This window comes from Erwinia sp. 9145 (genome assembly GCF_000745075.1).
Lineage (GTDB): Bacteria > Pseudomonadota > Gammaproteobacteria > Enterobacterales > Enterobacteriaceae > Erwinia > Erwinia oleae.
On sequence record NZ_JQNE01000001.1, the window covers coordinates 778264 to 801620 of the forward strand.

21 protein-coding genes are annotated in these 23357 nt (G+C 56.6%); 13 read left to right on the forward strand and 8 right to left on the reverse strand.

The features are described from left to right. Positions 1-106 precede the first annotated feature (106 nt). Complete coding sequence (locus FA91_RS03820) at positions 107-562, forward strand: YaiI/YqxD family protein (RefSeq protein WP_034912689.1); 456 nt, start codon at positions 107-109, stop codon at positions 560-562. 35 nt (positions 563-597) lie between these two features. Here FA91_RS03820 and FA91_RS03825 read toward each other — a convergent pair whose 3' ends face one another. After that, positions 598-1254: a DUF2076 domain-containing protein gene (locus FA91_RS03825; RefSeq protein ID WP_034912690.1), complete on the reverse strand. Its 657-nt coding sequence runs from the start codon at positions 1252-1254 to the stop codon at positions 598-600. 279 nt (positions 1255-1533) lie between these two features. Here FA91_RS03825 and aroL point away from each other — a divergent pair, with 279 nt between their 5' ends. The 4 genes from aroL to ppnP all read left to right on the forward strand — a co-directional run bounded on the left by aroL (position 1534) and on the right by ppnP (position 3593). Beyond that, positions 1534-2058, forward strand: coding sequence for a shikimate kinase AroL (aroL, locus tag FA91_RS03830; protein ID WP_034918908.1), 525 nt, complete (start codon positions 1534-1536; stop codon positions 2056-2058). A 95-nt stretch (positions 2059-2153) separates the two neighbouring features. After that, on the forward strand, positions 2154-2345 hold the full coding sequence (locus FA91_RS03835) for a YaiA family protein (protein ID WP_034912691.1): 192 nt from the start codon (positions 2154-2156) through the stop codon (positions 2343-2345). Positions 2346-2573: 228 nt separating this feature from the next. Further along, complete coding sequence (locus FA91_RS03840; RefSeq protein ID WP_051937391.1) at positions 2574-3248, forward strand: AroM family protein; 675 nt, start codon at positions 2574-2576, stop codon at positions 3246-3248. 54 nt (positions 3249-3302) lie between these two features. Continuing rightward, on the forward strand, positions 3303-3593 hold the full coding sequence (gene ppnP / locus FA91_RS03845) for a pyrimidine/purine nucleoside phosphorylase (protein ID WP_034912692.1): 291 nt from the start codon (positions 3303-3305) through the stop codon (positions 3591-3593). A gap of 27 nt (positions 3594-3620) precedes the next feature. On the opposite strand, the gene rdgC is transcribed toward ppnP, so the two are convergent. Continuing rightward, a complete protein-coding gene (gene rdgC / locus FA91_RS03850) occupies positions 3621-4532 on the reverse strand; it encodes a recombination-associated protein RdgC (RefSeq protein ID WP_034912693.1) in 912 nt (303 codons plus the stop codon). A 142-nt stretch (positions 4533-4674) separates the two neighbouring features. Between rdgC and mak the strand changes: the two genes are divergently transcribed. Beyond that, positions 4675-5586, forward strand: coding sequence for a fructokinase (gene mak / locus FA91_RS03855; RefSeq protein ID WP_034912695.1), 912 nt, complete (start codon positions 4675-4677; stop codon positions 5584-5586). A gap of 19 nt (positions 5587-5605) precedes the next feature. Here the strand turns inward: mak and FA91_RS20020 are convergent, their stop codons facing one another. The 3 genes from FA91_RS20020 to sbcD form a co-directional block, all read right to left on the reverse strand. Next, on the reverse strand, positions 5606-5998 hold the full coding sequence (locus FA91_RS20020; protein WP_051936990.1) for a cell envelope integrity protein TolA: 393 nt from the start codon (positions 5996-5998) through the stop codon (positions 5606-5608). 92 nt (positions 5999-6090) lie between these two features. After that, positions 6091-9762 carry an AAA family ATPase gene (locus FA91_RS03865; RefSeq protein ID WP_034912698.1) on the reverse strand — a complete coding sequence of 1224 codons (3672 nt, stop codon included), beginning with the start codon at positions 9760-9762 and terminating at the stop codon, positions 6091-6093. Then, the gene (sbcD, locus tag FA91_RS03870; protein WP_034912701.1) at positions 9759-10982 is read right to left on the reverse strand and encodes an exonuclease subunit SbcD; all 1224 of its coding nucleotides are present in this window, start codon (positions 10980-10982) and stop codon (positions 9759-9761) included. The genes FA91_RS03865 and sbcD overlap by 4 nt, the downstream gene beginning before the upstream one ends. Before the next feature lie 194 nt (positions 10983-11176). Between sbcD and phoB the strand changes: the two genes are divergently transcribed. The 6 genes from phoB (at position 11177) to proY (ending at position 18553) form a co-directional block, all read left to right on the forward strand. Beyond that, positions 11177-11866 carry a phosphate response regulator transcription factor PhoB gene (gene phoB, locus FA91_RS03875; RefSeq protein WP_034912705.1) on the forward strand — a complete coding sequence of 230 codons (690 nt, stop codon included), beginning with the start codon at positions 11177-11179 and terminating at the stop codon, positions 11864-11866. Positions 11867-11885: 19 nt separating this feature from the next. Beyond that, on the forward strand, positions 11886-13199 hold the full coding sequence (phoR, locus tag FA91_RS03880; RefSeq protein ID WP_034912708.1) for a phosphate regulon sensor histidine kinase PhoR: 1314 nt from the start codon (positions 11886-11888) through the stop codon (positions 13197-13199). Between the two features lie 17 nt (positions 13200-13216). Next, entirely contained in the window at positions 13217-14134 is a 918-nt protein-coding gene (locus FA91_RS03885) for a phosphate ABC transporter substrate-binding protein PstS family protein (RefSeq protein WP_034918914.1), read from the forward strand. 198 nt (positions 14135-14332) lie between these two features. Further along, complete coding sequence (locus FA91_RS03890) at positions 14333-15445, forward strand: cobalamin-independent methionine synthase II family protein (RefSeq protein ID WP_034912709.1); 1113 nt, start codon at positions 14333-14335, stop codon at positions 15443-15445. A 379-nt stretch (positions 15446-15824) separates the two neighbouring features. After that, entirely contained in the window at positions 15825-17147 is a 1323-nt protein-coding gene (brnQ, locus tag FA91_RS03895) for a branched-chain amino acid transport system II carrier protein (protein ID WP_034918915.1), read from the forward strand. A gap of 53 nt (positions 17148-17200) precedes the next feature. Beyond that, positions 17201-18553: a proline-specific permease ProY gene (gene proY, locus FA91_RS03900; protein ID WP_034912712.1), complete on the forward strand. Its 1353-nt coding sequence runs from the start codon at positions 17201-17203 to the stop codon at positions 18551-18553. A 48-nt stretch (positions 18554-18601) separates the two neighbouring features. On the opposite strand, the gene FA91_RS03905 is transcribed toward proY, so the two are convergent. From FA91_RS03905 to FA91_RS03915, 3 genes are all read right to left on the reverse strand, one after another. Continuing rightward, entirely contained in the window at positions 18602-20554 is a 1953-nt protein-coding gene (locus FA91_RS03905; RefSeq protein ID WP_034912715.1) for an acyltransferase family protein, read from the reverse strand. 213 nt (positions 20555-20767) lie between these two features. Next, positions 20768-21370 (reverse strand): peroxiredoxin C, encoded by a 603-nt coding sequence (locus FA91_RS03910; protein ID WP_034912718.1) that lies wholly within the window; start codon positions 21368-21370, stop codon positions 20768-20770. A 182-nt stretch (positions 21371-21552) separates the two neighbouring features. Further along, a complete protein-coding gene (locus FA91_RS03915; RefSeq protein WP_034912720.1) occupies positions 21553-22134 on the reverse strand; it encodes an ACP phosphodiesterase in 582 nt (193 codons plus the stop codon). A 137-nt stretch (positions 22135-22271) separates the two neighbouring features. Between FA91_RS03915 and queA the strand changes: the two genes are divergently transcribed. Beyond that, positions 22272-23342: a tRNA preQ1(34) S-adenosylmethionine ribosyltransferase-isomerase QueA gene (queA, locus tag FA91_RS03920; RefSeq protein ID WP_034918918.1), complete on the forward strand. Its 1071-nt coding sequence runs from the start codon at positions 22272-22274 to the stop codon at positions 23340-23342. The last annotated feature ends 15 nt before the right edge of the window (positions 23343-23357 follow it).

Sequence of the window (23357 nt, forward strand, 5' to 3'; positions counted from 1 at the left end):
ATGGATAAAGGTTAGTCCAATTTTTTTAATGTTGTTCGCTACACTGGATTCAGAGCGGCGATTACGTTCTACTTCTCGCCAGCAAAAAAAATGAAAGGAGAGAGCAATGCCAATCTGGGTGGATGCGGATGCGTGCCCGAAAGTGATCAAAGAGGTGCTCTACCGTGCGGCGGAGCGGGCGGAGATGATGGTGACGCTGGTGGCCAATCAGTCGCTCAGCGTACCGCCGTCGCGCTTTGTGCGTACGCTGCGCGTCGCGGCGGGCTTTGATGTCGCTGATAATGAGATTGTGCGTCGGGTTGAAAAAAACGACCTGGTGGTCACCGCAGACATTCCGCTGGCGGCCGAGGTGATGGAGAAGGGCGCGATTGCACTCAATCCACGCGGCGAGCGCTACAGTGACGCAACCATTCGTGAGCGTCTGACCATGCGCGACTTTATGGATACCCTGCGCGCCAGCGGCGTACAGACCGGCGGCCCGCCGACGCTCAGCCAGCGCGATCGGCAGCAGTTTGCTAATGAGCTGGATAAGTGGCTGGTGGCGCAGAAAAAGAAAAGCTGAACGCGCGGGTGAGCGATGCGCACCCGCGCCCGATATTAAACGAAGGTGTCGTCGTCACCAAAGTCATCATTGTTGTAATCGCTGAAGTCGTCGGCGGCGTAATCCTGCTGAAGATCGTCATTCTGATCCAGAAAGCTTCCCTCGCCTGCATTATCACCCGACGCCTGCGGCTGCGCCGGTTCGTTGATAATATTGACAATCTCCTCTGGCTGGGTGTGATGGAACATGCTGGTCAGCATGTCTGCCATCACCACGCCGCCCGCAACGCCCACCGCCGTTTGCAATGCGCCGCCAAGGAAGCCGCGCGTGGCGGAAGGTGTGCCCGCGCCGCCAAACGGTTGCTGCTGTTGCTGTGGCGCGCTGTTCCAGGCGGGCTGCTGCTGCGGGGCGGGCTGGCGCTGCTGACCGCCGCCAAACAGGCCGGAAAGAAAACCGCCGCTGCTCTGCCGCGCGGGCTGTTGTTCAACCTGCTTGAGTCTGGCTTCCAGTTCGCTGACCCGATCGTTGAGCTGCTTCATGGCCGCTTCCTGAATCAGGACGGTTTGCGCCATATAGTAAACGGCCGCAGGCTGTTGCTGAACCTGCTGATGAATAAGGTTTTCGGCTGCCGCATCGCGCGGGCCTGACTGTGTCTCCGCCTGCTTTAAACGGCTGAACAAACTTTCAATTAGCTGCTGTTCCTGGCTCTGCATAATGTATCCTCTGCCTGTGTGTCATGCTTATCTTGGGGCGGCGACGCCGAAAGTAAACACGCGACGGGTAAGCAAATGTTGCCGGTTAACGTTAAGTCAAGCGCAAGGCCCGGCCTTTTGCAAAATCTGCGTTAACGTCCCCGCAATATTTCACTTTTTCTGAAAGGGCGGCGTCGGCTGGTCGCACAGAAAAAATCCCGGTATGATGCGTCGCAAAGTGGAAAACGGTTGCTGCACGACGCAGAAACCGTTGCAGGCAAGGCTGAGGAAGTTGCTGGTATGGCGTTACCCCTTTATCTTATTGGCGCGCGTGGTTGCGGTAAAACCACCGTTGGACAGAAGCTGGCTGATGCGTTGGGCTACGCCTTTTGTGATACCGATCGTCATCTCCAGCAGGTGAGCGGACGCAGCGTTGAGCAGATCGTGGCCGCAGAGGGATGGCAAAGCTTTCGCCAGCAGGAAACCCTCGCGCTGCATGCGGTAACGGCGCCGGACACGGTGATCGCGACCGGCGGCGGCATGGTGCTGGCACCGGAAAACTGCCGCTATATGCGCGAACACGGGCAGGTTATCTACCTGAACGCCGAGGCCGGCATACTGGCGGCACGCCTTGAGGCCGATCCTGAACAGGCGCAGCGGCCTACGCTCACCGGCAGGCCCATTGTCGATGAAGTGGATGAAGTGCTTGCCGCGCGCGATACGCTTTACCAAAATGCCGCGCATCGGGTGGTTAACGCCATGCAATCGCCTGAAGGCGTGATTGAGGAGATCATCACGCTGCTTTCCCTGGCGCGCGCGGGGTAAAACGCCGTCCGGCAAAAAAAATCGTTGGCATTGTCTATACTTACTAAACCTGTCCCTTACGGACACCCTCTGTCTTTCTTACAGGAGTAAGTTGTATGCCAACCAGACCGCCCTATCCACGCGAAGCGCGCATTGTACCGGTGGAAAAAGGTACAGCAGGCAACCCTGTCACCTGGTACGAGCTGCGCGCCGACCACCCCCGACCTGATACGCTGATCAGCGAACATGAAACCGAGCAGGAAGCACTGGATTCAAAAGCGCGCTACGAGGATGTCGAAAAAGAGTAGTGTGACGCGCCATCCTGATTTATGCGATGTAAAAAAAGTACCTGTATGGATGCGTTATGGATAACGCATCACGTTTTTCGAACGTATTGCAGCCTGCCAAACGCTTTTTCCCCCGCTTTTTCTTGACCCGTGCCTTTCATCCCCTTATTTTCGCCTGAAGCAATGGTTAAACGGGTGCCGGAACTGCGCCTGAGTGACATCAACAGAAAGGACGTTGTGGAAAGTGAAATGATAAAAAATAAACTGGTTGCCCTTTTACCAGGCGGGGTTTCACGCAGCGACATCTTTCCGTTGCTGACTGAACATCTGTCGGAGGAGAAAATCGTCTGCATCGGGCTGCTCGACGGCATCAGCGATGAGGAAATCCAACGACTTTATGCGCCGTCTCAGGGCGAAAATACCCTACACCTGCGACGCAAAGCGCAAGCAACGCTGGCGCTCTCGGCTGAACGCGTTGAGGCCGCGCTGCAAAAGCGTATCCGCGATCTTGAAGCGCAGGGCGCGGAAACCATTCTTCTTCTGAACGCGAACGCGTTTGAAAACCTGCGTGCCGGAAGCACCGTGCTGCTTGAACCGCGCAGGATCGTGCCGCCGATGATTGAAGCGATCGTTAATGACCATCAGGCCGGCATCATTGTTGCCGCAGACGACGCCGCGGCCGGAAGTGCCCATTACTGGCGCAGGCTCAGCAAGCGGCCCCACTTTGCCGTTGCCAGTCCGTGGGAGGATGAGGCGCTGATTGACGCGGCGCTGGCGCTTCAGGAAAAAGGGGCGGATGTGCTGATCCTGGATTGTCTGGGTTACCACCAACGGCACCGTGATTTTTTACAAAAATTATTGGGGATCCCCGTGCTGCTGTCGCATTTGCTGATTGTAAAACTGGCAGCAGAACTGGTGATGTGATGAAGTTTGCATCTGTGTACGTTTTTTGTCTCACTATCATGTAAGGATAAAATAATGCTCAACGTTAGCGAGTACTTCGACGGAAAAGTGAAATCTATTGGTTTCGACAGTGCCAGTACAGGACGTGCCAGCGTGGGCGTAATGGCGGAAGGGGAATATACGTTTGGTACCGGACAGCCCGAAGAGATGACGGTGGTGAGCGGTTCGCTGAAGGTGCTGCTGCCAGACGAAACGGAGTGGACGCTCTACCAGCCGGGCCAGGTATTTAACGTTCCCGGCCACAGCGAATTTCATCTTCAGGTGGCCGAGCCGTCTTCTTATCTCTGTCGCTATCTGAAAGGATAACCGCAGGGCGACGCCGCGCCCCGTTCCTCAGCGCTGTGCTTCGCCGCCCAGCGCTTCAATGGTATTGGCGATCAGCGCGGCAAGCTCACCGGTCATCAGAATAAAGTCGGCATCAAAACGTGCCGCCACGTCTTCGCGGTCGATATCATCATTCTGCTCACGCAGCGCATCGGCGAATTTCAACCGTTTAAACGACCCGTCGTCCGACAGCACAAGCTGAACGCGCTCCTGCCAGTCCAGCGCCAGTTTTGTCACCAGTTTGCCCGCTTCGATATGATTGGCTATCTCATCGCAAACCAGATCCTGCTTTTTACAGCGAATAACGCCGCCGTCTTCCAGCAGCGCCTTCAGCTCGGCTTCATCCATTAACGCAAAACCCGCAGGCGTCTCGCCGGAGCGCACCCATTCCGTCATGGTCAGCTCAATGGGGCTTTCCAGCGTCAGCGGCACCACCGGCAGCGAACCGAGGCTTTTACGCAGCAGCGCCAGCGTGTCTTCAGCTTTTTTTGCGCTGGCTGAATCAACCATAATCAGGTTGTTAACAGAATCGATCCACAGAAAGGTCTGGCTGAAACGGCTGAAGGCGCGCGGCAGCAGGCTGTGCAATACTTCATCTTTCAGCGAGTCCTTTTCCGTTTTCTTCAGCTTGCGCTGCTGCTCTGTTTCAAGCTTGCCAATTTTGGCTTCCAGCGCCTGTTTGATCACCGGAGAAGGCAGGATTTTTTCTTCTTTGCGCGCGCAAATCAGGATCTGGCCGTTGTTAAGGTGCGTAAACGCCTCGCCGCGCGAACCCATTGGCGACACCCAGCCGGTTTTTGCCATATCCTGGCTGCCGCAGGGAGTGAAAGCAAAGGCTTCAAGCTGTTTTTCCATCTCATCAATCGCCAGTGGGATCTCGCGATTCAGACGATATACCATTAAATTTTTAAACCACAGCACTATGCTTTTCCTCTCCGTGCGCCTATCTGGCGCGCCAGTGTAAACGTCAGCGCGCATGATAGCGAATCGGCGGCGACGTTTCATTGCCTTTCCGCCTGCTTCACTCTACGCTCAGAGTCAGGCCATTGAATAGTGAGGAATTATGCGTATCGGGATTGATTTGGGCGGCACAAAAATTGAAGTCATTGCGCTGTCGGCAGAAGGTGATGCACTTTTTCGCCATCGCGTGAGCACGCCGCGCGACGACTATCCAAAAACGCTGGAGGCCATCGTTGGTCTGGTAAAACTGGCGGAAGAGAAAACCGGCCAGCAGGGCAGCGTCGGGCTGGGCATTCCCGGCACGCTTTCGCCGTTCACGCGACGGGTGAAAAACGCCAACTCTACCTGGCTCAATGGCCAGCCGCTGGATAAAGATCTGCATAAAATGCTTGGGCGCGAAGTGCGGATTGCCAACGACGCCAACTGTCTTGCGGTATCCGAAGCGGTTGACGGCGCGGCGGCAGGCTGTCCGACGGTATTTGCCGTGATTATCGGTACCGGCTGCGGCGCGGGCGTGGCGCTCAACGGCAAGGCGCACACCGGCGGCAATGGCAACGCCGGTGAATGGGGGCATAATCCGCTGCCGTGGATGGATGAAGACGAGCTGCGCTATCGCGATGAGGTTCCGTGCTACTGCGGTAAATCAGGCTGTATCGAAACCTTTATTTCAGGCACCGGTTTCGCTGTCGACTACCAGCGGTTAAGCGGCGTTGAGCGTAAAGGCGCGGAGATCATCAAACTTGTCGGGGAGCAGGATCCGGTTGCTGAGCTGGCGATGAGCCGCTACGAACTGCGCCTGGCGAAATCGCTGGCGCATGTGGTGAATATTCTCGACCCGGACGTGATTGTGATGGGCGGTGGAATGAGCAACGTTGATCGTCTTTATCAGACGGTGCCGATGCTGATGAAAAAGTGGGTGTTCGGCGGCGAATGCGAAACGCCGGTGCGCAAAGCGCGACACGGCGACTCCAGCGGCGTGCGCGGTGCCGCGTGGCTCTGGCCTCAGGATAATTGACGGTACGTGCATCGCCGTATTATTTTTCGGGTTTAAATTCCAGTACCATCTCCCCCGGAAGATTTTCAGGCGGCGGCGGCAGATCGTCGGCGCTGCCAATGACGCTCCATGCCTTCAGACACAGCGCTTCGTCGCCGTTTGTGCTTTTAACGCTATAGCGGCCGTTGCCGCTCCAGCCCACCGTCACCAGGCACTCGCGGCCATGATAGCGATCGGCCTCGTTAAAGTTGCGCTGAATGGCGTACTGCATTTTTGCAAAGTAGACGCAGTCGCCCTTTTTAGCGGACGTCTCGTGGCGGCACGCTTTGTCAGCCGCAGCCTGAATCGCCTGCGCGTCAGGCGGCGTTTTGCCGTCCTGTACGGACTGACATCCCGCCAGCACCATCGCGATGCCGATAATACCTGTACGCATTGCCATCCCTTCTTTCATTCTCTGATGCCGCATAGTCTACAGGCTGTATGTCTGTGAAAAAGGCAAGTGCGCTATTTACAGATTTTTCGCGCTCAGGTCGGCGTCTCCAGCCTGCTGTAACCCAGGCCATTTATTTTGCGCACCTTAATCTGTACCGGAATGCGCTCTTTCATCGCTTCGACGTGGCTGATCACGCCAATGGTCTTACCGCTGGCATTCAGCGCATCCAGCGCATCCAGCGCGCTCTCCAGCGTTTCGGCATCCAGCGTGCCAAAACCCTCATCAAGGAACAGCGATTCAATGCGCGTTTTATGGCTGACCAGATCCGAAAGCGCCAGCGCCAGCGCGAGACTTACCAGAAAACTTTCGCCGCCGGACAGCGTACGCGTATCGCGTTCGGCGTCCGCCTGCCAGGTATCGACAACCTGTAATTCCAGCGCCTCCTGAGATTTTCGTTGCAGCAGATAGCGTCCGTGCAGGCGATCGAGCTGCCTGTTAGCCAACCAGACCAGGTGATCCAGCGTCAGGCCCTGGGCGAACTTACGGAACTTGTCGCCCTCTTTTGAACCAATCAGCTGGTTGAGATAGCTCCACTCCTCAACCTGCGCCTCAACGCGGCCGATTTCCGTCAGCAGCGACTGCTGCTGCTGGCGACGGGCGGCATCGCTGGTCAGCTGCTGGCGTGCTTCTCCCTGCCACTGCGCATTGTCGCGGAGCTGGCGGGCAAGGGCGGCAACGGCGTCCTGTATGTTTTCATTTTCCGGCGGCATATCCAGCGGTTTTTGCGCCAGCAGCGCGGCGAGGTTGCTTTCCGCCTGCCGTAAAAGCGCCGTGGTTTGCTGACGCCGCTCGTCATGCTGCTTTTGCAGCGCGCTGAGCCGCAGCATCTGCGCCTCATCCATCAGAGCCGCAGTAAACGCGGCTTCATCGCTGAACTGACTGGCCGTCAGGGCCGTATCAAAAGCCTGCTCAGCCTCTTTCAACCGCGTCTCAAGTACGGACGCGCTTTCGGTTAAGGTGGTCAACTGCCCGTGAAGGGTAGTCAACTGATTCTGCTGCGTTTGCCACTGCTGCTGACGCAGTTGACACTGCTCCGCGTGCTGTGCGGAAAGCGCGCGGAGCTGCTGCTGCCACTCCGCAGTAAGCTTGTCGCCAAACAGCCGCTGACGCTGCTGCGTTAACTCTGCCCGGGATGCCAGCGCCTGCTTCTGCTGTTGCTCCTGCGCGGCAAGTTTCTCCTGCTCGTTAGCGATTGTCTCGTTTATTGCCTTCTGTTCAGAGGCCAGCGTTGCCAGCGCAGGGCCGAGATCGGTAAGCACTTGCTCCGTTTGCCGCCACTGCCGCCATTCGGCCTGCCTCGCCGACAGCCAGCTTTCGTCGCCACCCGGCGTCGGGAGCGTCAGGCCGACATCGGCCAGCGATGCTTCCAGCGCGCTACGCTGCTGCGCATGTTGCTGTTGAACGGCATGCAACTGTCTTTGCAGTTCATCAAGCGATTGCCGCGAAGTAAGCAGTTGCTGACCGCTCAGTTCCCGCTTCTGCTGAAGAGCGCTGAGCGTATTTTGCTGTTGCGCCTGAAGATCCTTCTGCGTCTGTAGCGTGCGGACGGCCTGTTGCAATGCGGCGAGCTGTGCCTGGCGCTGCATTTCCTGCGCGTCCTGTTCTTCCAGCCAGGTCGTAATTGAATCGGTATCATCCGGCGAAAGCGTCAGCGAAAGCGCGTGCGTGGCGAGCTGCCACTGATTTTGCAGCCTGACGCGCTCTGCCTCTGTCTCCGTCCACTCCTGCTGCTGCTGCTCCGACTGCTGGTTGAGGTTTTTGACCTCTTCGCGCTTCGCGGTGCCGCGGTCGTGAAGCTGTTGCTCCTCAGCCCGAAGCCGCGCAAGACGCTGTTGATTTTCCGAAGGCTCAAGCGCCTGGTAATCGGCGATGGCCGGATGCTCGCAGGCGCCGCAGAGCGGGCAGGGCTGCCCGGCCTCAAGGCGGGCGCGATGCTGTTCCAGACTGGCGATGCGCTGCTCCAGTTCGCAGCGCGCTTCAAGATCGGCCAGGTGCTGCCGTTTCTCTTTCCACTCGGCACGCAGTGATTGCAGCGCGTTTTCCGACTGCTGAAGCTGTTGCGTGGTGGCCTGTTGGGCATGCAATACACGCTGACGCCGTTGGTGACACTGCTGCCACTGCGGCATCAGCAGCGCCAGCGCCTGCCGCTGCGGGCGCTGCTGTTGCAGCAAACTCAACGCGTGCTGAACGTCTGCTTCTGCATGCTGCTGCCGGAGCCGGGCCAGCGCCTGCTCTGCCTGCTGAACCGCATTCAGGGACGTTTCTGCCTGCTGCCGTTGCGGCTGGATCTGCACATCCAGCGCGCTGAGCGCCTGCTCCAGTTCCTTTATGCCGTTTTGCTGAGCGGCAATGCGCTGTTGCAGATGGGCGACATCTTCATGATGTTGCTGATGCTGACTCAGAGTCATGCGCCACACCTGAAGCGATTCGCCCCATGCCGCCAGCCGTGTATTATCGGCCTGCCAGCGTTGATGGGTTGACTGTGCAGCCAGCGCCTCTTTCTGCGCCTGCTGATTTTGTAGCAGTGCTGTCTGACGTTCTCGCAAAGAGTGTTGGCGCTCACTAATCTCTTGCGCCAGCTCCGTAAGGCGCTTTTCCAGCGCGGCGAGCTGATTATCAAGCGGTATCACCTGCCCGGCGATCAGCGTTTCCTGCGCCAGGCGTAGCGCTTCATGCTGTTGTCGTGCGTCTTCCGCCTCTTGCAGCGAGGCCGTGCAGCTTTCAAGCGTGCGAGCGGCCTGCTCATGTTGTTGTGCAAGCTGCGCGCGCTGCTGTTGCAACGCGGCGGCGTCCTGCTGTTGACGCTGACGCTGCTGCCAGAGCGGGCGCAGCTTCCCGGCGGGTTCTGCCTGCGCCAGTTTTTGCAGCGTCGGCTGTGCGGTTTGCCAGTCTGCCGCTGCCTGCTGATGTTCGCTACGGGCGGTGTCGGCGGCGCTACGCAGCGACTGATGCTGCTGCTGCCAGTGAAGTAACTGCTGATGGCGTTGCCAGGTTGAAGTAAGCACCTGCTCATCTGCAATAAGCTGCTCTAACCGGGTGTTGAGCTCGCGCAACTGTTCTTCAGGCAGAAGCGACATCCCGCTGGCCTGCGCGCGCAGCGTCTCCAGCGCGGTACGCGCATTTTTATGGCGCTCGAACACGCTGGCGGAGAGGCGTCCATAGATTTCCGTGCCGGTCAGCTCTTCAAGCAGTTCGGCGCGGCTGTTGGCATCGGCGTTGAGAAAGGCGGCGAACTGCCCCTGAGAGAGCATCATCGACCGGGTAAACCGTTCGAAATCCAGTCCGGTCAGGGCGGTGAGCATCTCCAGCTTGTCTTTCACCTTATCGGCAACGATATGATTGTCGCTGCATCGCGCCAGCTCCACGCGCGGCGCCTGAAGATTGCCTTCCGCCGCGCCGCGCGCCCGGTTCTGGCTCCAGAAGGCGCGCCATGCTTCGCCCTTGACCTCAAATTCAACCTCCGCCAGGCACTCTGCTGTGTCGCGGGTCATCAAATCGTTTTGCGACTGCGACAGTTTGCCCAGCCGCGAGGTTTCGTGGTAAAGCGCCAGGCAGATGGCATCCAGCAGGGTGGTTTTTCCGGCGCCGGTCGGCCCGGTGATAGCAAAAAGGCCATTGCTGGCGAACGGTTCTTTCGTGAAATCAATCTTCCACTCGCCCTTCAGCGAGTTGAGGTTTTTAAAACGCAGCGTCAGGATTTTCATTGCGCGACCTCGTCATCGAGTGCCGCCAGCGTCTGATTAAACAGCAGCGTGGCGCGCGCCAGCCGCTCCGGCGTTTCGTTTTCTTCCATCGCCAGCCGACGCGCAAACACCTCCTGTACGCTGAGTTCGCTCAGCGTCTCATTGCTTTGCCGGGCAATGGTCTGTTCGCGCTGCTCACGGCTGCGGCGCAGCAGCACTACCTCCACCGGCAGCGTGTCGGTGAGTGCCTCAATACGGCGCTGAATATCATTCAGCCATGCCTGGCTGACGATTTCGATATCGAGCCACGTTGGTTTGCCGTCTGTGCGCGGCGCGATGGCGGCGAGCTGGCGTTCTATCTCCGCCAGCGAGCCTTTAATCATCTGCATGGGCTGAAACAGCGGGATAGCAAGCGGTTGCACCTGACTGAGTTTCCCCTCCTGAAAATCCACCAGAAAAACGCTCTTTTCTTTGCCCAGTTCATCAAAACTGAGCGGGATCGGCGAGCCGCTGTAGCGAATATGTTCGCTGTTGGCAACGCGCTGCGCGCGATGGATATGGCCCAGCGCGATATAGTCGGCGGGGGGAAACGCGTTCGCAGGAAACGCATCCAGCGTGCCGATATAGATATCGCGCACCGCATCACTTTTCGTCACGCCAACGGTGGTCAGATGGCCGGTGGCGATAATCGGCAACGGCAGGCCAAGCGACTCGCGCTGAAGCAGTGCCGCCTGCCAGCAACGCTGATAGTGGTCAGCAATCGCCTCCAGCAGGGTTTGCTGTTTTTCCCGGCCGGACTGGCCTGCGCGGCTCAGCAGGATATCGCGCGGCCGAAGAAAAGGAACGGCGCAGAGCAGCGCGCCCGGCTGGCCATCACGCGTGTTGAGCAACAGCACCTGTTCGGCCGGATCGTTCATGGCGGCGGCGATCACGCGGGTATTCAGGCAGGCCAACAGCGCGCGTGACTCATTCAGCGTGGCGACCGAGTCATGATTGCCGCCCAGCACCACTAACTGGCAGCCGGTTTGCTGGAGATCAACGACGAAGCGATTATAGAGTTCGCGCGCGTAGCTGGGCGGCGAACCGGTATCAAAAATATCGCCGGCCACAATAATGACGTCGACCTGATGATCAACTGCCTGCGTCAGTAACCAGTTAAGAAACGCCTGGTGTTCAGCCGCGCGGCTTTTGGTATAGAAATGCTGGCCCAGGTGCCAGTCGGCGGTATGAATAAGTCGCATGAAGCCTCTGTGGCAGCGAAGCGGATGCGACGATTATAAACAGCGACGCTAAAAAACCTACCCCGCATGTTGGAAAGCGCTTCGCAAAACAGTCATAAAAGCCGCAGTGTACCCGTGCTTTTTTCATAAAACTGTCATAAAACTGACGCATAATGGCGCCGCAAATCCCAGAAGCATCCGTTGCAGGAGCAATAATGGCTAAGCGTATTTTGGTGGTGGAAGATGAAGCCCCTATCCGTGAGATGCTGTGTTTCGTACTTGAGCAAAATGACTATCAGCCGATTGAAGCGGAAGATTATGACAGCGCCATCAACTTGCTGATTGAACCCTGGCCCGATTTGATCCTTCTGGACTGGATGTTGCCCGGCGGAACCGGCCTTCAGTTTATTAAGCACTTAAAGCGTGAGGCGATGACGCGCGATATTCCTGTCATGATGCTGACCGCGCGCGGCGAAGAGGAAGACCGCGTGCGTGGTCTGGAAGTGGGCGCGGACGACTACATTACGAAACCCTTTTCACCCAAGGAGCTGGTGGCGCGCATCAAAGCGGTGATGCGGCGTATTTCGCCGATGGCGTTGGAAGAGGTGATTGAAATCCAGGGGCTGAGTCTCGATCCCTCGTCGCATCGCGTGATGTCGAACACCCAGCCGCTGGATATGGGGCCGACTGAGTACAAGCTGCTGCACTTCTTTATGACCCATCCGGAGCGGGTATACAGCCGTGAACAGTTGCTTAATCATGTCTGGGGCACTAACGTGTATGTCGAAGATCGTACCGTTGACGTGCATATTCGCCGCTTACGTAAAGCGCTTGAGCACACCGGTCACGACCGCATGGTGCAGACGGTGCGCGGAACAGGCTACCGCTTCTCTGCACGCTACTGATCGCTCGGGAGCCTGAACCGTGTTGGAACGCCTCTCCTGGAAGAGATTGCTGCTGGAGCTGGTACTGGTTTGCCTGCCCGCGCTGATTATCGGGCTGCTGGCGGGCGGACTACCCTGGCTGCTGTTGCTCTCCTTGCTGGCCCTGCTGGGCTGGCACTTCATCAATTTGCTGCGCCTTTCTTACTGGCTGTGGGTCGATCGCAGCATGACGCCGCCCGCCGGTCGCGGTAGCTGGGAGCCGCTTTTTTATGGGCTTTACCAGATGCAGGCGCGCAACCGGCGTCGGCGCCGCGAACTGGGCAATCTGATTAAACGCTTTCGCAGCGGCGCGGAATCGCTGCCCGATGCGGTGGTACTGACCACCGAAGAGGGGATGATTTTCTGGTGTAATGGTCTGGCTCAGCAGATGCTTGGCCTGCGCTGGCCGGAGGATAATGGTCAGAACATCCTCAACCTGCTGCGTTATCCTGAGTTTACCCGCTATCTGCGCCAGCGCGATTTCTCGCGTCCCCTGACGCTGGTGCTGAACAACCAGCGCCATCTTGAGTTTCGCCTGATGCCTTATACGGAAGGGCAGTGGCTGCTGGTAGCGCGTGATGTTACCCAGAGACATCAGTTAGAGGGCGCGCGGCGAAACTTTTTCGCCAACGTCAGCCACGAACTGCGCACGCCGCTGACGGTGTTGCAGGGCTACCTTGAGGTTATGAGCGACTCGGTTCTTGAAGGGCCGCTGCGCGAGAAGGCCCTGCACACCATGCAGGAGCAAACGCGGCGTATGGATGCGCTGGTCAGCCAACTGCTGACGCTGTCGCGCATTGAGGCCGCGCCCGCACTGGATCTGCGTGAAAAAGTCGATGTGCCGCTGATGCTGCGCCTGCTGCAACGCGAAGCGGAAACGCTCAGCCACGGACGCCACGAGATTCGTTTTAATACCGATCCGCATCTTAAAGTCTACGGCAACGATGAGCAGCTGCGCAGCGCCATATCGAACCTGGTGTATAACGCGGTAAACCATACGCCGGACGGCACGCGCATCGATATCAGCTGGCTGAAAACGCCGCTTGGCGCGCAGTTTAAAGTAAAAGACAACGGGCCCGGGATCCCGGCAGAGCATATCCCCCGCCTGACCGAGCGTTTCTACCGCGTGGATAAAGCGCGCTCGCGCCAGACCGGCGGCAGCGGGCTGGGGTTGGCGATTGTTAAACACGCGCTGGGACACCATAATGCACGGCTGGATATTACCAGCCAGCCGGACATTGAAACCTGTTTCAGCTTCCTGCTGCCGCCGGGGTTGATTGTCAGTGGTGAATCGCCACAAAATGCCTCTCGCTGAGGCAATCGGAAAAGATGATGAAAACGCTGTTTCTAGCCGTCGCGCTGCTGTTCAGCACCCTTGCACAGGCTGGCACGCTGGTCGGTAACCTGAGCGGCGTCGGCTCGGATACGCTGGGCAACCTGATGGCGCTGTGGGGCGAAAATTTTAACCGGCAATATCCCGGCGTGAACGTGCAAATTCAGGCTGCGGGTTCTTCGACCGCACCAACCGCGCTGGCTGCGGGCGCCGCACAGCTGGGAGCGATGAGCCGCCCGATGCAGGCTGTAGAGCGTGAACTTTTTGAGGCCCGCTACGGCTATCCGCCGCTGGCGATCCCCGTCGCGCTGGATGCGCTGGTAGTGGTGGTGAATCAGGACAATCCTTTACCGGGCCTGAATATACGCCAGCTCGACGCGATTTTCTCAATTACCCGGCGCTGTAGCGGCACCGCCGCCATCAACCGCTGGGGCGATCTTCAACTGATGCCGCCTGGCTGGAAGGATCGTGTCCTTCAGCGGTTTGGCCGTAACTCCGCCTCCGGCACCTGGGGCTTCTTCCGGCAGCAGGCGCTGTGCAATGGCGATTTCCGCAAAGACGTGGGGGAATACCCCGGCTCGGCGGCGGTGGTGCAGGCCGTTGCCGGAACGTTAAACGGCATTGGCTATGCCAGCATGGGCATTCGCCTGAGCGGTGTGAAGACTCTGCCTGTCGCCCGCGAAGGCACTGCCTGGGTGCAGCCAACGGCGGAATCCATTCGCAATGGCCGCTATCCCTGGGCACGTCCGCTTTACATTTATGTCAACAAAGCGCCAGGTAAACCGCTGGCCCCGCTTACGGCGGCTTTTCTGCGCAATGTCCTTTCGCCAGAAGGGCAGGCGCTGGTGACGCAGGCAGGCTATCTGCCGCTTTCGGAGACGCAGCGTGCACAGGCGCTGACTGCGATGAATGAGTGAAATGGCTGTACCTCGCGTTCATCCCTCTTTCTGAGTGAATTTTTTTCATGCATCATGAATTTTCCTCGTTTGCGTCTGAATCTTTCTCATGACACTCTTCTTCTCAGCCATATAGACATCCAGAAGTCTAAATATAACCAGGCGTAATTATTTCACCGGTAAATTATGCGCATGATGCGCAGGCCAGGAGTAGCCAATATGCAAAACAAGTCCGCTCAGTCACGTGCCGAAGTTGTCGGCAGTTTTCTGCGTCCCGCCGCCGTTAAACAGGCGCGCGAACGGTTTCAGGCTGGCGCGCTTGATGCCACTGCGCTTCGCCGCGTCGAAGACGAAGCGATTCGCGATGTGGTGACCAAACAGCGCGCCTGCGGCCTGAAGGTGGTCACCGACGGCGAATTCCGCCGTGCATGGTGGCATTTTGATTTCTTTGACGGCCTGGAAGGCGTGGAGCGTTATGAGTCTGAGCAGGGCATTCAGTTTAACGGCGTGCAAACCAAAGCCCACGGCATCCGCGTGACTGGCAAACTGGGCTTCGGCAACCATCCGATGCTGGAAGATTTTCGCTATCTGAAAAGCATCAGCGGCGACGCGGTGCCCAAAATGACCATTCCCAGCCCAAGCGTTCTGCACTTTCGCGGCGGACGTAAAGCGATTGATGCCAGCGTCTATCCTGACCTGAATGTTTATTTCGACGATCTGGCGCAAACGTACCGCGATGCTATTCAGGCTTTCTACGCGGCGGGCTGCCGCTATCTGCAACTGGACGATACCGTCTGGGCCTACCTCTGTTCCGAAGATCAGAAGGCGCAGATCCGCGCGCGCGGCGACGATCCGGAAGAGCTGGCTTATATCTATGCTCAGGTGCTTAACAAAGCGATTGAAGGGAAGCCGGATGATTTGACCATTGGTCTGCATGTCTGTCGCGGTAACTTCCGCTCAACGTGGATCTCTGAAGGCGGCTATGAGCCGGTGGCGGAAATTCTTTTCGGCACGGTGAATATTGATGCGTTTTTCCTGGAGTATGATAATGAGCGCTCCGGCGGTTTTGAGCCACTACGCTTTATCAAACCGGGCAGGCAGCAGGTGGTGCTGGGATTAATCACCACCAAAAACGGTGAACCCGAAGATCCGGAAACGGTAAAAAAACGCATCGCTGAAGCGGCGCAGTACGTCAGCCTCGATCAGATCTGCCTCAGCCCGCAGTGCGGCTTCGCCTCAACGGAAGAGGGCAACAGTCTCAGCGAGGAGCAACAGTGGGCGAAACTGCGCCTGGTGGTTGATATCGCCGATGAAGTGTGGAAAAACGCATAGTCATTGATGAAAAGCGCGTGAGAACGCGCTTTTCACGCATTCTGCCCCGAAGTTTTGCAAGAATGCCATTAAGCGAATAAAAAATAAGCAAATCATCTCGCGCATCTGCGCAATAATCTGAACAGTTACGCTGCCTGATGCGTTTTCTACGCGATATCCTTCTGGTTTTCCGATTCAGCATTGCCTTTCGCCGCTATAAACGGTTTACTTAGCGCCGTTTTTCCCGATCGCCTGCAAGTAAAGTAAAACTCAGTGCGAATCTGCTGCCAAAGTGTTAATGGGTTATATATTTCCCTTTAACGGTTTGATTACGTGGTTTTTAAGCACATGCACATGGCATCACTTTTTTATTAACACCGTATGGGCCAATCCACAGCTTATGACTAACCGTTTATCTTCTAAAGACATCCTCGCGCTGGGTTTTATGACTTTTGCCCTGTTCGTGGGGGCTGGCAATATTATTTTTCCGCCTGTAGTGGGGATTCAGTCCGGCGAACACGTCTGGATTGCCGCACTCGGCTTTCTGATCACCGCCGTGGGGCTGCCGGTTGTCACCGTTATCGCGCTGGCGCGCGTTGGCGGCGGCATTGATGCGCTGAGTTCGCCCATTGGTAAAACGGCAGGCGTGGTACTGGCGACCGTATGCTACCTGGCGGTCGGGCCGCTGTTTGCCACGCCGCGTACCGCCACCGTTTCGTTTGAGATCGGCATCGCGCCGTTAACCGGCGAAAGCCCCGGCGCGCTGCTGATTTACAGCCTGATCTATTTCGCGATCGTTATCGGCGTTTCACTCTACCCGGGAAAGCTGCTGGATACCGTCGGCCATTTTCTTGCGCCGCTGAAAATCGTCGCGCTGGCCATTCTTGGCGTTGCGGCGCTGCTGTGGCCGGTCGGCGGGATGGCCCCCGCCACGGAAACCTATCAGCAGGCGGCGTTCTCCAGTGGGTTTGTGAACGGCTATCTGACCATGGATACGCTGGGCGCGCTGGTTTTTGGCATTGTGATTGTTAACGCGGCGCGTTCGCGCGGCATTACCGAAGCAAAACTGCTGACGCGCTACACCGTACTGGCCGGTTTGATTGCCGGTATCGGTCTGACGCTGGTTTATCTGGCGCTGTTCAAGCTGGGTTCCGGCAGCGCATCCATTGTCCATCAGAACGCTAACGGCGCGGCGATCCTGCATGCCTATGTTCAGCAGACGTTCGGTAGCATGGGCAGCATTTTCCTCGGCACGCTGATTTTTGTCGCCTGCATGGTGACGGCGGTAGGCCTGACCTGCGCCTGCGCGGAGTTTTTCGAGCACTATCTGCCGCTGAGCTATCGTCAGTTAGTGTTTACCCTGGGTCTGTTCTCAATGCTGGTATCTAACCTTGGGCTGGCCGATCTGATTAAGTTTTCGATCCCGGTGCTGACCGCCATCTACCCGCCCTGTATTGTGCTGGTGTTACTGAGTTTCACGCTGAGCTGGTGGAATAAAAATTCGCGTATTATTGCGCCAACGATGCTGATAAGCCTGGTGTTTGGTATTATCGACGCGATCAAAGCCAGCGATCTGAAGACGATATTGCCTGCGTTTGCTCAGCATCTGCCGCTGGCCGATCAGGGGCTGGCATGGTTGCTGCCCTCGCTGGCGATGCTGGTGCTGGTGGCAATTTGCGACCGGATGCTGGGACGTCAGCAGGTTAAGGCGCATGAGCAGTGAGTAATAAAATCGCTTCGCCTGACCTCAGGGGAGCTACGGATGCAGAAGCTAAGATGAAAAATAATACCCTCAAAAAGGGATTGAGCACGCGCCATATCCGCTTTATGGCGCTGGGTTCGGCTATCGGGACGGGGTTATTTTATGGCTCCGCCGACGCGATGAAAATGGCCGGCCCGAGCGTCATGATCGCCTACATCATTGGCGGCGCTGTCGCCTATATTATTATGCGCGCGCTGGGTGAAATGTCGGTGAACAACCCGCAGGCCAGCTCCTTCTCCCGCTATGCGCAGGACTATCTGGGCCCGCTGGCGGGTTATATTACCGGATGGACCTACTGCTTCGAAATTCTGATTGTCGCCATCGCCGACGTTACCGCCTTCGGCATCTATATGGGAGTCTGGTTCCCTGACGTGCCGCACTGGATCTGGGTTCTGAGCGTGGTGCTGATTATCGGCGCCATTAATATGGCGACCGTAAAAGTGTTTGGTGAGGTCGAATTCTGGCTGTCGCTGTTTAAAGTCGCCACCATCATTATCATGATCGTTGCGGGCATCGGCATCATTTTCTGGGGGATCGGTAACGGCGGTCAGCCGACGGGCATTCATAATCTCTGGACCAACGGCGGATTCTTCGCGCACGGCGTAACTGGCATGGTGCTGTCGTTGCAAATCGTCATGTTTGCCTATGGCGGCATTGAGATTATCGGCATCACCGCGGGCGAAGCCAAAGATCCGGCGACCTCTATTCCAAAGGCGATTAACACCGTGCCGCTGCGCATTCTGGTGTTCTACGTTGGCACGCTGTTCGTCATTATGTCGATTTTCCCATGGGATCAGGTTGGCACCAACGGCAGCCCGTTTGTGCTGACCTTCCAGCATATGGGCATCGCGGCGGCGGCGGCCATTCTGAATTTTGTGGTGATTACCGCGTCATTATCTGCCATCAACAGCGACGTATTCGGCGTGGGTCGTATGCTGCACGGTATGGCGGAACAGGGACATGCGCCGAAAGCCTTTGCCACCGTTTCGCGTCGCGGGATACCCTGGGTGACCGTATTGGTGATGATGATGGCGATGCTGATCGCCGTCTGGCTTAACTACCTGATGCCGGAGAAAGTCTTCCTTGTTATCGCGTCGCTGGCGACCTTTGCGACCGTTTGGGTGTGGATTATGATCCTGTTTGCGCAGATCGGTTTCCGTCGCTCACTCACCAGCGAGCAGACAAAAGCGCTGAAGTTCGCCATGCCCGGCGGACGCTACACCGCAATGGTGGGTATTCTGTTCCTGGCCTTTATTATTGGTTTGATCGGTTACTTCCCGGATACGCGCATATCACTCTATGTCGGCGTTGGCTGGCTGTTACTGTTGTTGATAAGTTGGCTTTTTGTCAGAAAGACCACCGCTTAAAAGCGAAGCCGGAACCTGTTCCGGCTTTTTTATGCGCTGCGGTCATGACTAATTCAGACGATTTCGCAACGCGATGGTGCTGCCCAGCGCCGTCAGGTGATGCGTATCGTAATAAACGGGCAAACCGCGATTGGCAATCAGGCAGCCCTGCTGGCTACAGAGGTTGTCTTTCAGCCTGATCACCTTCACGCCCGGCTGTGCGTACCGGTCAAGCAGCGTGTCAACGTGGTCGGTTTCCGGGTAAAGGCGGAGTGTGCGTTCGGGATCGGCTGAGGATACCGTGTTTTCGGTCAGCAGCGCGTGGATTCGCTTACGCAGCGGAATTTGCTGAATGTTGTTAAAACGCAGCGGATCGATATCCAGACGAGGGGCATCCTCAATAATGGTGACCTTTTTATTTGCGGCACGCAGTTTCGCCACGGCATTTTTCAACCCCCGATCCAACGCCTGATAATTATCGGTGACGCGTCTGTCGAGCGAGTTGTAGCCGTAGCCACGCGTCGGCAGGAATCCGGAAGACCAGTAGGCGGCAATGATGACTTCATCAACCTTGTTGCTGAGTAAAATTTTCAGCGTCTCTTCGTTGAAGGCCTGGCACTGCGCGCCGTGTTTAGGGTGATCGACCATATAGCGGCTGGCGCCCACCAAAAACGGGCAGGAAGATTTGGTCAGTTCGAATAAAGGTTTCTTTTTGTTTTCAGCGTATTGTGCGACAGCCGTATGCAGCGCGGCGGCATGGCTATCGCCCACCAGCGCCACGGCAGGCACGTCTGATGATGGCAGACAGCGGCTACCCGGTACCGGCAGCTGCGGGCCATAATCAATCAGGCAGGGGTTTTTCTCGGCGGAAACTTTGAACATTTCACCTTCATTGACCAATGGATTGACCCTGTCCGGCAGGCCGCCCAGTGTATAAATCGCGGTGAAAGATAAAATTCCTGCGGCGCACAGCGCACAATAAACGGAAATAACACGCTGACGCGGGCGCGCCGGTTGGCGGAAAGGTTTTTCGACAAAATACCAGGAGAACGCCGCAATGATAAAGGCAGCGGCGCTAATGGAGAGTCCCTGTATGGCAGTGAGATCGTGGTCGGCGGAGAGGCGGGCCAGGCTCAGCAATGGCCAGTGCCAGAGATACCATGAGTAGGAGACTCTGCCGATAAATACCATGACACGATTCTCCAGCAGCCAGCGGCTCAGGCTACTGCGGGCGAAAATAATCAGTACGCCGCCCAGCACCGGTAACAGGGCCAGATAGCCCGGAAAGACGCTGTCTTTATTCAGTACTGCGGCGGGGATCAGAATCAGTAAAAAACCAGCCAGTGAAAAAGGCAGGCTTTTCGCACCGGTAAGCGGCCTGCTGCGGTAAAGCGCCAGCAGTACGCCAGCGCCTAATTCCCACGCGCGCGTATGCAGCAAATAAAAAGCGTTGTTCGCATCGTTTGGTGTAACAACAATATTCACTGCCAGCGAAATCAGACTGATAATCGCAATAAACAGCCTGATGGAAAAACGGATGCGACGCGCGAAAAGCATGATGACCGGCAGGAAAAAGTAGAATTGCTCCTCAATGCCCAGCGACCAGGTCATCAGCAGCGGATTAAGATCCGCATTGGGATTAAAATAGTCAATTCCCTTTAATAACATGATATTAGGCACGCAAAGCAGTACCGAAACAATATACTTTGCCATATCGCGGAATTCCAGCGGCGACAGCATGCTATAGCCGAGCGCGCTGATACAGAGCAGCATAAAGAACAGCGCCGGCGCGATGCGGCGAATTCGCCTGACATAAAACCGCTGATAGGAAAAGGCATTATTGTTTATTTCGCGATAGATGATATTGCCAATCAGGAAACCTGAAATAACAAAAAAGACATCTACGCCAATAAACCCGCCGCTGAATATATTGGCACCTGAGTGAAAAAGAACAACTAACAGAATCGCCAGCGCGCGCAGACCGTCAATATCCGCTCTGTATTCGGGATTTTTATCAGACATGAGAGGCTTATCCTTATTTTTTCCCACACCATAAAGCAAGTTGTGAGTGTTTCCAATATAGAAACAAAAAATAGGGTAATTCCCAGGAAAGGCTGTTAAAACCTTCTAAAGCGAGGGGAGGTGAAGGAAGAGGGAAAGGCGTTATAAAGCAAGGATCAGGCGGGAAAGGCATAAAAAAACCCGCCGAAGCGGGTCTTGAATGAGGACGCGGAATTACAGCTTTGTCGCGTGCTCAGAGAGGAATTTGGCAACGCCGTCCGGAGACGCGCCCATGCCTTCTTTCCCTTTTTCCCACTGTGCCGGGCAAACTTCACCGTGCTCTTCGTGGAATTGCAGCGCGTCAACCATACGCAGCATTTCGTCAATGTTACGGCCCAGCGGCAGATCGTTAACCACCTGGTGACGAACGACACCCGCCTGATCGATCAGGAATGAACCGCGCAGCGCAACGCCAGCGTCCGGATGTTCAATGCCGTAAGCTTTCTGAACTTCACGTTTGATGTCAGCAACCATGGCGTATTTGACTTCGCCGATGCCGCCTTTTTCGATAGGGGTTTTACGCCATGCGTTATGAACGAACTCAGAGTCAAAGGAAACGCCCACAACTTCAACGCCGCGTTTCTGGAATTCTTCGTAACGCTTGTCGAAGGCGATCAGCTCAGATGGACATACAAAGGTAAAATCCATTGGCCAGAAGAACACAACGGCGGCTTTACCGGCGGTGTGTTTTTTAAAGTTAAAGTTATCGACGATTTCACCGTTGCCCAGTACGGCGGCGGCAGTAAAATCAGGGGCTTGACGAGTTACCAGGACCATGTTTACTCCTGTAAAAGTGGTTTGTGAATAAAACAGGACGCAAGTATACGTGTGGCGTCCATCCTTGAACCAGCCGGAGAGACCGATTGCTCAGATAGGTTTAACCTATCGAAAATACTGTATTTTCAAAGTTGCTTTATACAATACCCGTTTTTAGCGAAAGGGCAAGCGGCAGCATGCTCTCAAAGTTTTTTTTGCGTAGCAAGTTCCATCATCCGCGGATAGAACTGCCAGAAAAAATCATTAAGCACCTGATAGTTATCAATGAAATCCTGCCAGGACGCTTCAAGCGCCGCCAGCCGGGGCCGTCGGCTGGCCATGCCTGACAGCACCTGTTGCAGGTAAACCGCTTCTGCGTAGCGTTCCATCCAACGCTCACGCCACAGATAACGATTCAGATTCTGAAAGCGCGCCGGCGTGCCGGGCAGGTCGGGCCGGATTGCCGCCTGCGCCTGCGCCAAAAAACGAGGCAGGGGCAGGGCGGGATGCAGTGTGTCCCAGTGCAGGGAAAGAAAGTGATCCCACACGACGTCCAGCGTGATGGGTGCGACGCGGCGCGTCTCTGCGCGAAAATAGCGTTTCGCCGCCAGCACTTCGGGTAGCGAGTCGGTCATCACATCAATACGACGATGTAGCAAAATGCCTTCCACGATATCGGCAGGCCAGTCGGCACAAGGGTTGCCACGAACAAAATCCGCCATCAGGTTGCCGGTAAGGGAACTGTTGGCAAGCGTGGCCAGGTGAAGATGCGCAAGAAAGTTCATGCTGCGAGTATATCGCCTGTTAGGACGGTGTGTTAGCGGCACCGTTGCATTATTGCAGCGGGAATGACGGCGAATGTTTAGATACGCGTGTTTTTCAGCTAGAATGTGCGCCCTGATTTCCCGAACTGTAAATAATGATGCGCGTTGCCGATTTTTCCTTTGAGTTGCCAGAATCTCTGATTGCCCGTTATCCGCAGGCCAGCCGCAGTGGCTGCCGTCTTCTTTCGCTTAACGGCCCTGACGGCGCGCTGACGCACGGCGTGTTTACGGATCTGCTGGACAAGCTGAATCCGGGCGATCTGTTGGTATTCAATAATACGCGCGTTATTCCGGCAAGAGTGTTTGGCCGCAAGGCCAGCGGTGGAAAGATTGAGGTGCTGATTGAGCGTATGCTCGACGATCGGCGCGTACTGGCGCATGTTCGCGCCTCTAAAGCGCCGAAAGCCGGAGCAGAACTGCTGTTGGGCGATGATGAAAGCGTTAAAGCGACCATGTTTGCACGCCATGATACGCTGTTTGAACTGCATTTTGACGACCCGCGTCCGGTGCTTGATATTCTTAACGACATCGGTCATATGCCGCTGCCGCCGTACATTGATCGCCCTGACGAAGAATCCGACCGCGAGCTTTATCAGACCGTCTACAGCGAGCGTCCCGGCGCGGTGGCTGCCCCCACGGCCGGTTTGCACTTTGATGAGCCGCTGCTGGCTGCGCTGCGTGAGAAAGGTATTGAAACGGCCTTTGTCACGTTGCACGTTGGCGCGGGCACCTTCCAGCCAGTCCGCGTGGAGAGCATTGAAGATCACATTATGCATGCCGAATACGCTGAAGTGCCGCAGGAGGTGGTTGACGCGGTGCTGGCCTGTAAAGCGCGCGGCAAGCGCGTGGTTGCGGTCGGCACCACGTCGGTACGCTCGCTGGAGAGCGCGGCGCAGGCGGCAGAGCATGCACTGATTGCCCCCTTCTTTGACGATACGAAAATTTTTATCTATCCGGGCTATCGCTATCAGGTGATTGACGCGCTGGTGACCAATTTTCACCTGCCGGAATCGACGCTGATCATGCTGGTTTCCGCCTTTGCCGGCTACCGCAATACATTACATGCTTACCAGCAGGCCGTGGCGGAGCAGTACCGCTTCTTCAGCTATGGCGATGCCATGTTCATCACCCATAATCCGCAGGCGGTCGACGAGCGGGTGGGCGACTAATTTTATTCCGCCGCA

Excerpts from the sequence above, each read along its gene's own strand:
- FA91_RS03885 (WP_034918914.1), top strand. The coding sequence starts at position 13,217 with ATGAAAACGCTGTTTCTAGCCGTCGCGCTGCTGTTCAGCACCCTTGCA.
- aroL (WP_034918908.1), top strand. The coding sequence starts at position 1,534 with ATGGCGTTACCCCTTTATCTTATTGGCGCGCGTGGTTGCGGTAAAACC.
- sbcD (WP_034912701.1), bottom strand. The coding sequence starts at position 10,982 with ATGCGACTTATTCATACCGCCGACTGGCACCTGGGCCAGCATTTCTAT.
- FA91_RS03825 (WP_034912690.1), bottom strand. The coding sequence starts at position 1,254 with ATGCAGAGCCAGGAACAGCAGCTAATTGAAAGTTTGTTCAGCCGTTTA.
- ppnP (WP_034912692.1), top strand. The coding sequence starts at position 3,303 with ATGCTCAACGTTAGCGAGTACTTCGACGGAAAAGTGAAATCTATTGGT.
- FA91_RS03910 (WP_034912718.1), bottom strand. The coding sequence starts at position 21,370 with ATGGTCCTGGTAACTCGTCAAGCCCCTGATTTTACTGCCGCCGCCGTA.
- queA (WP_034918918.1), top strand. The coding sequence starts at position 22,272 with ATGCGCGTTGCCGATTTTTCCTTTGAGTTGCCAGAATCTCTGATTGCC.
- proY (WP_034912712.1), top strand. The coding sequence starts at position 17,201 with ATGAAAAATAATACCCTCAAAAAGGGATTGAGCACGCGCCATATCCGC.
- FA91_RS03865 (WP_034912698.1), bottom strand. The coding sequence starts at position 9,762 with ATGAAAATCCTGACGCTGCGTTTTAAAAACCTCAACTCGCTGAAGGGC.
- FA91_RS03915 (WP_034912720.1), bottom strand. The coding sequence starts at position 22,134 with ATGAACTTTCTTGCGCATCTTCACCTGGCCACGCTTGCCAACAGTTCC.
- FA91_RS03905 (WP_034912715.1), bottom strand. The coding sequence starts at position 20,554 with ATGTCTGATAAAAATCCCGAATACAGAGCGGATATTGACGGTCTGCGC.
- FA91_RS03820 (WP_034912689.1), top strand. The coding sequence starts at position 107 with ATGCCAATCTGGGTGGATGCGGATGCGTGCCCGAAAGTGATCAAAGAG.
- phoB (WP_034912705.1), top strand. The coding sequence starts at position 11,177 with ATGGCTAAGCGTATTTTGGTGGTGGAAGATGAAGCCCCTATCCGTGAG.
- brnQ (WP_034918915.1), top strand. The coding sequence starts at position 15,825 with ATGACTAACCGTTTATCTTCTAAAGACATCCTCGCGCTGGGTTTTATG.
- FA91_RS20020 (WP_051936990.1), bottom strand. The coding sequence starts at position 5,998 with ATGCGTACAGGTATTATCGGCATCGCGATGGTGCTGGCGGGATGTCAG.
- FA91_RS03835 (WP_034912691.1), top strand. The coding sequence starts at position 2,154 with ATGCCAACCAGACCGCCCTATCCACGCGAAGCGCGCATTGTACCGGTG.
- mak (WP_034912695.1), top strand. The coding sequence starts at position 4,675 with ATGCGTATCGGGATTGATTTGGGCGGCACAAAAATTGAAGTCATTGCG.
- FA91_RS03840 (WP_051937391.1), top strand. The coding sequence starts at position 2,574 with ATGATAAAAAATAAACTGGTTGCCCTTTTACCAGGCGGGGTTTCACGC.
- FA91_RS03890 (WP_034912709.1), top strand. The coding sequence starts at position 14,333 with ATGCAAAACAAGTCCGCTCAGTCACGTGCCGAAGTTGTCGGCAGTTTT.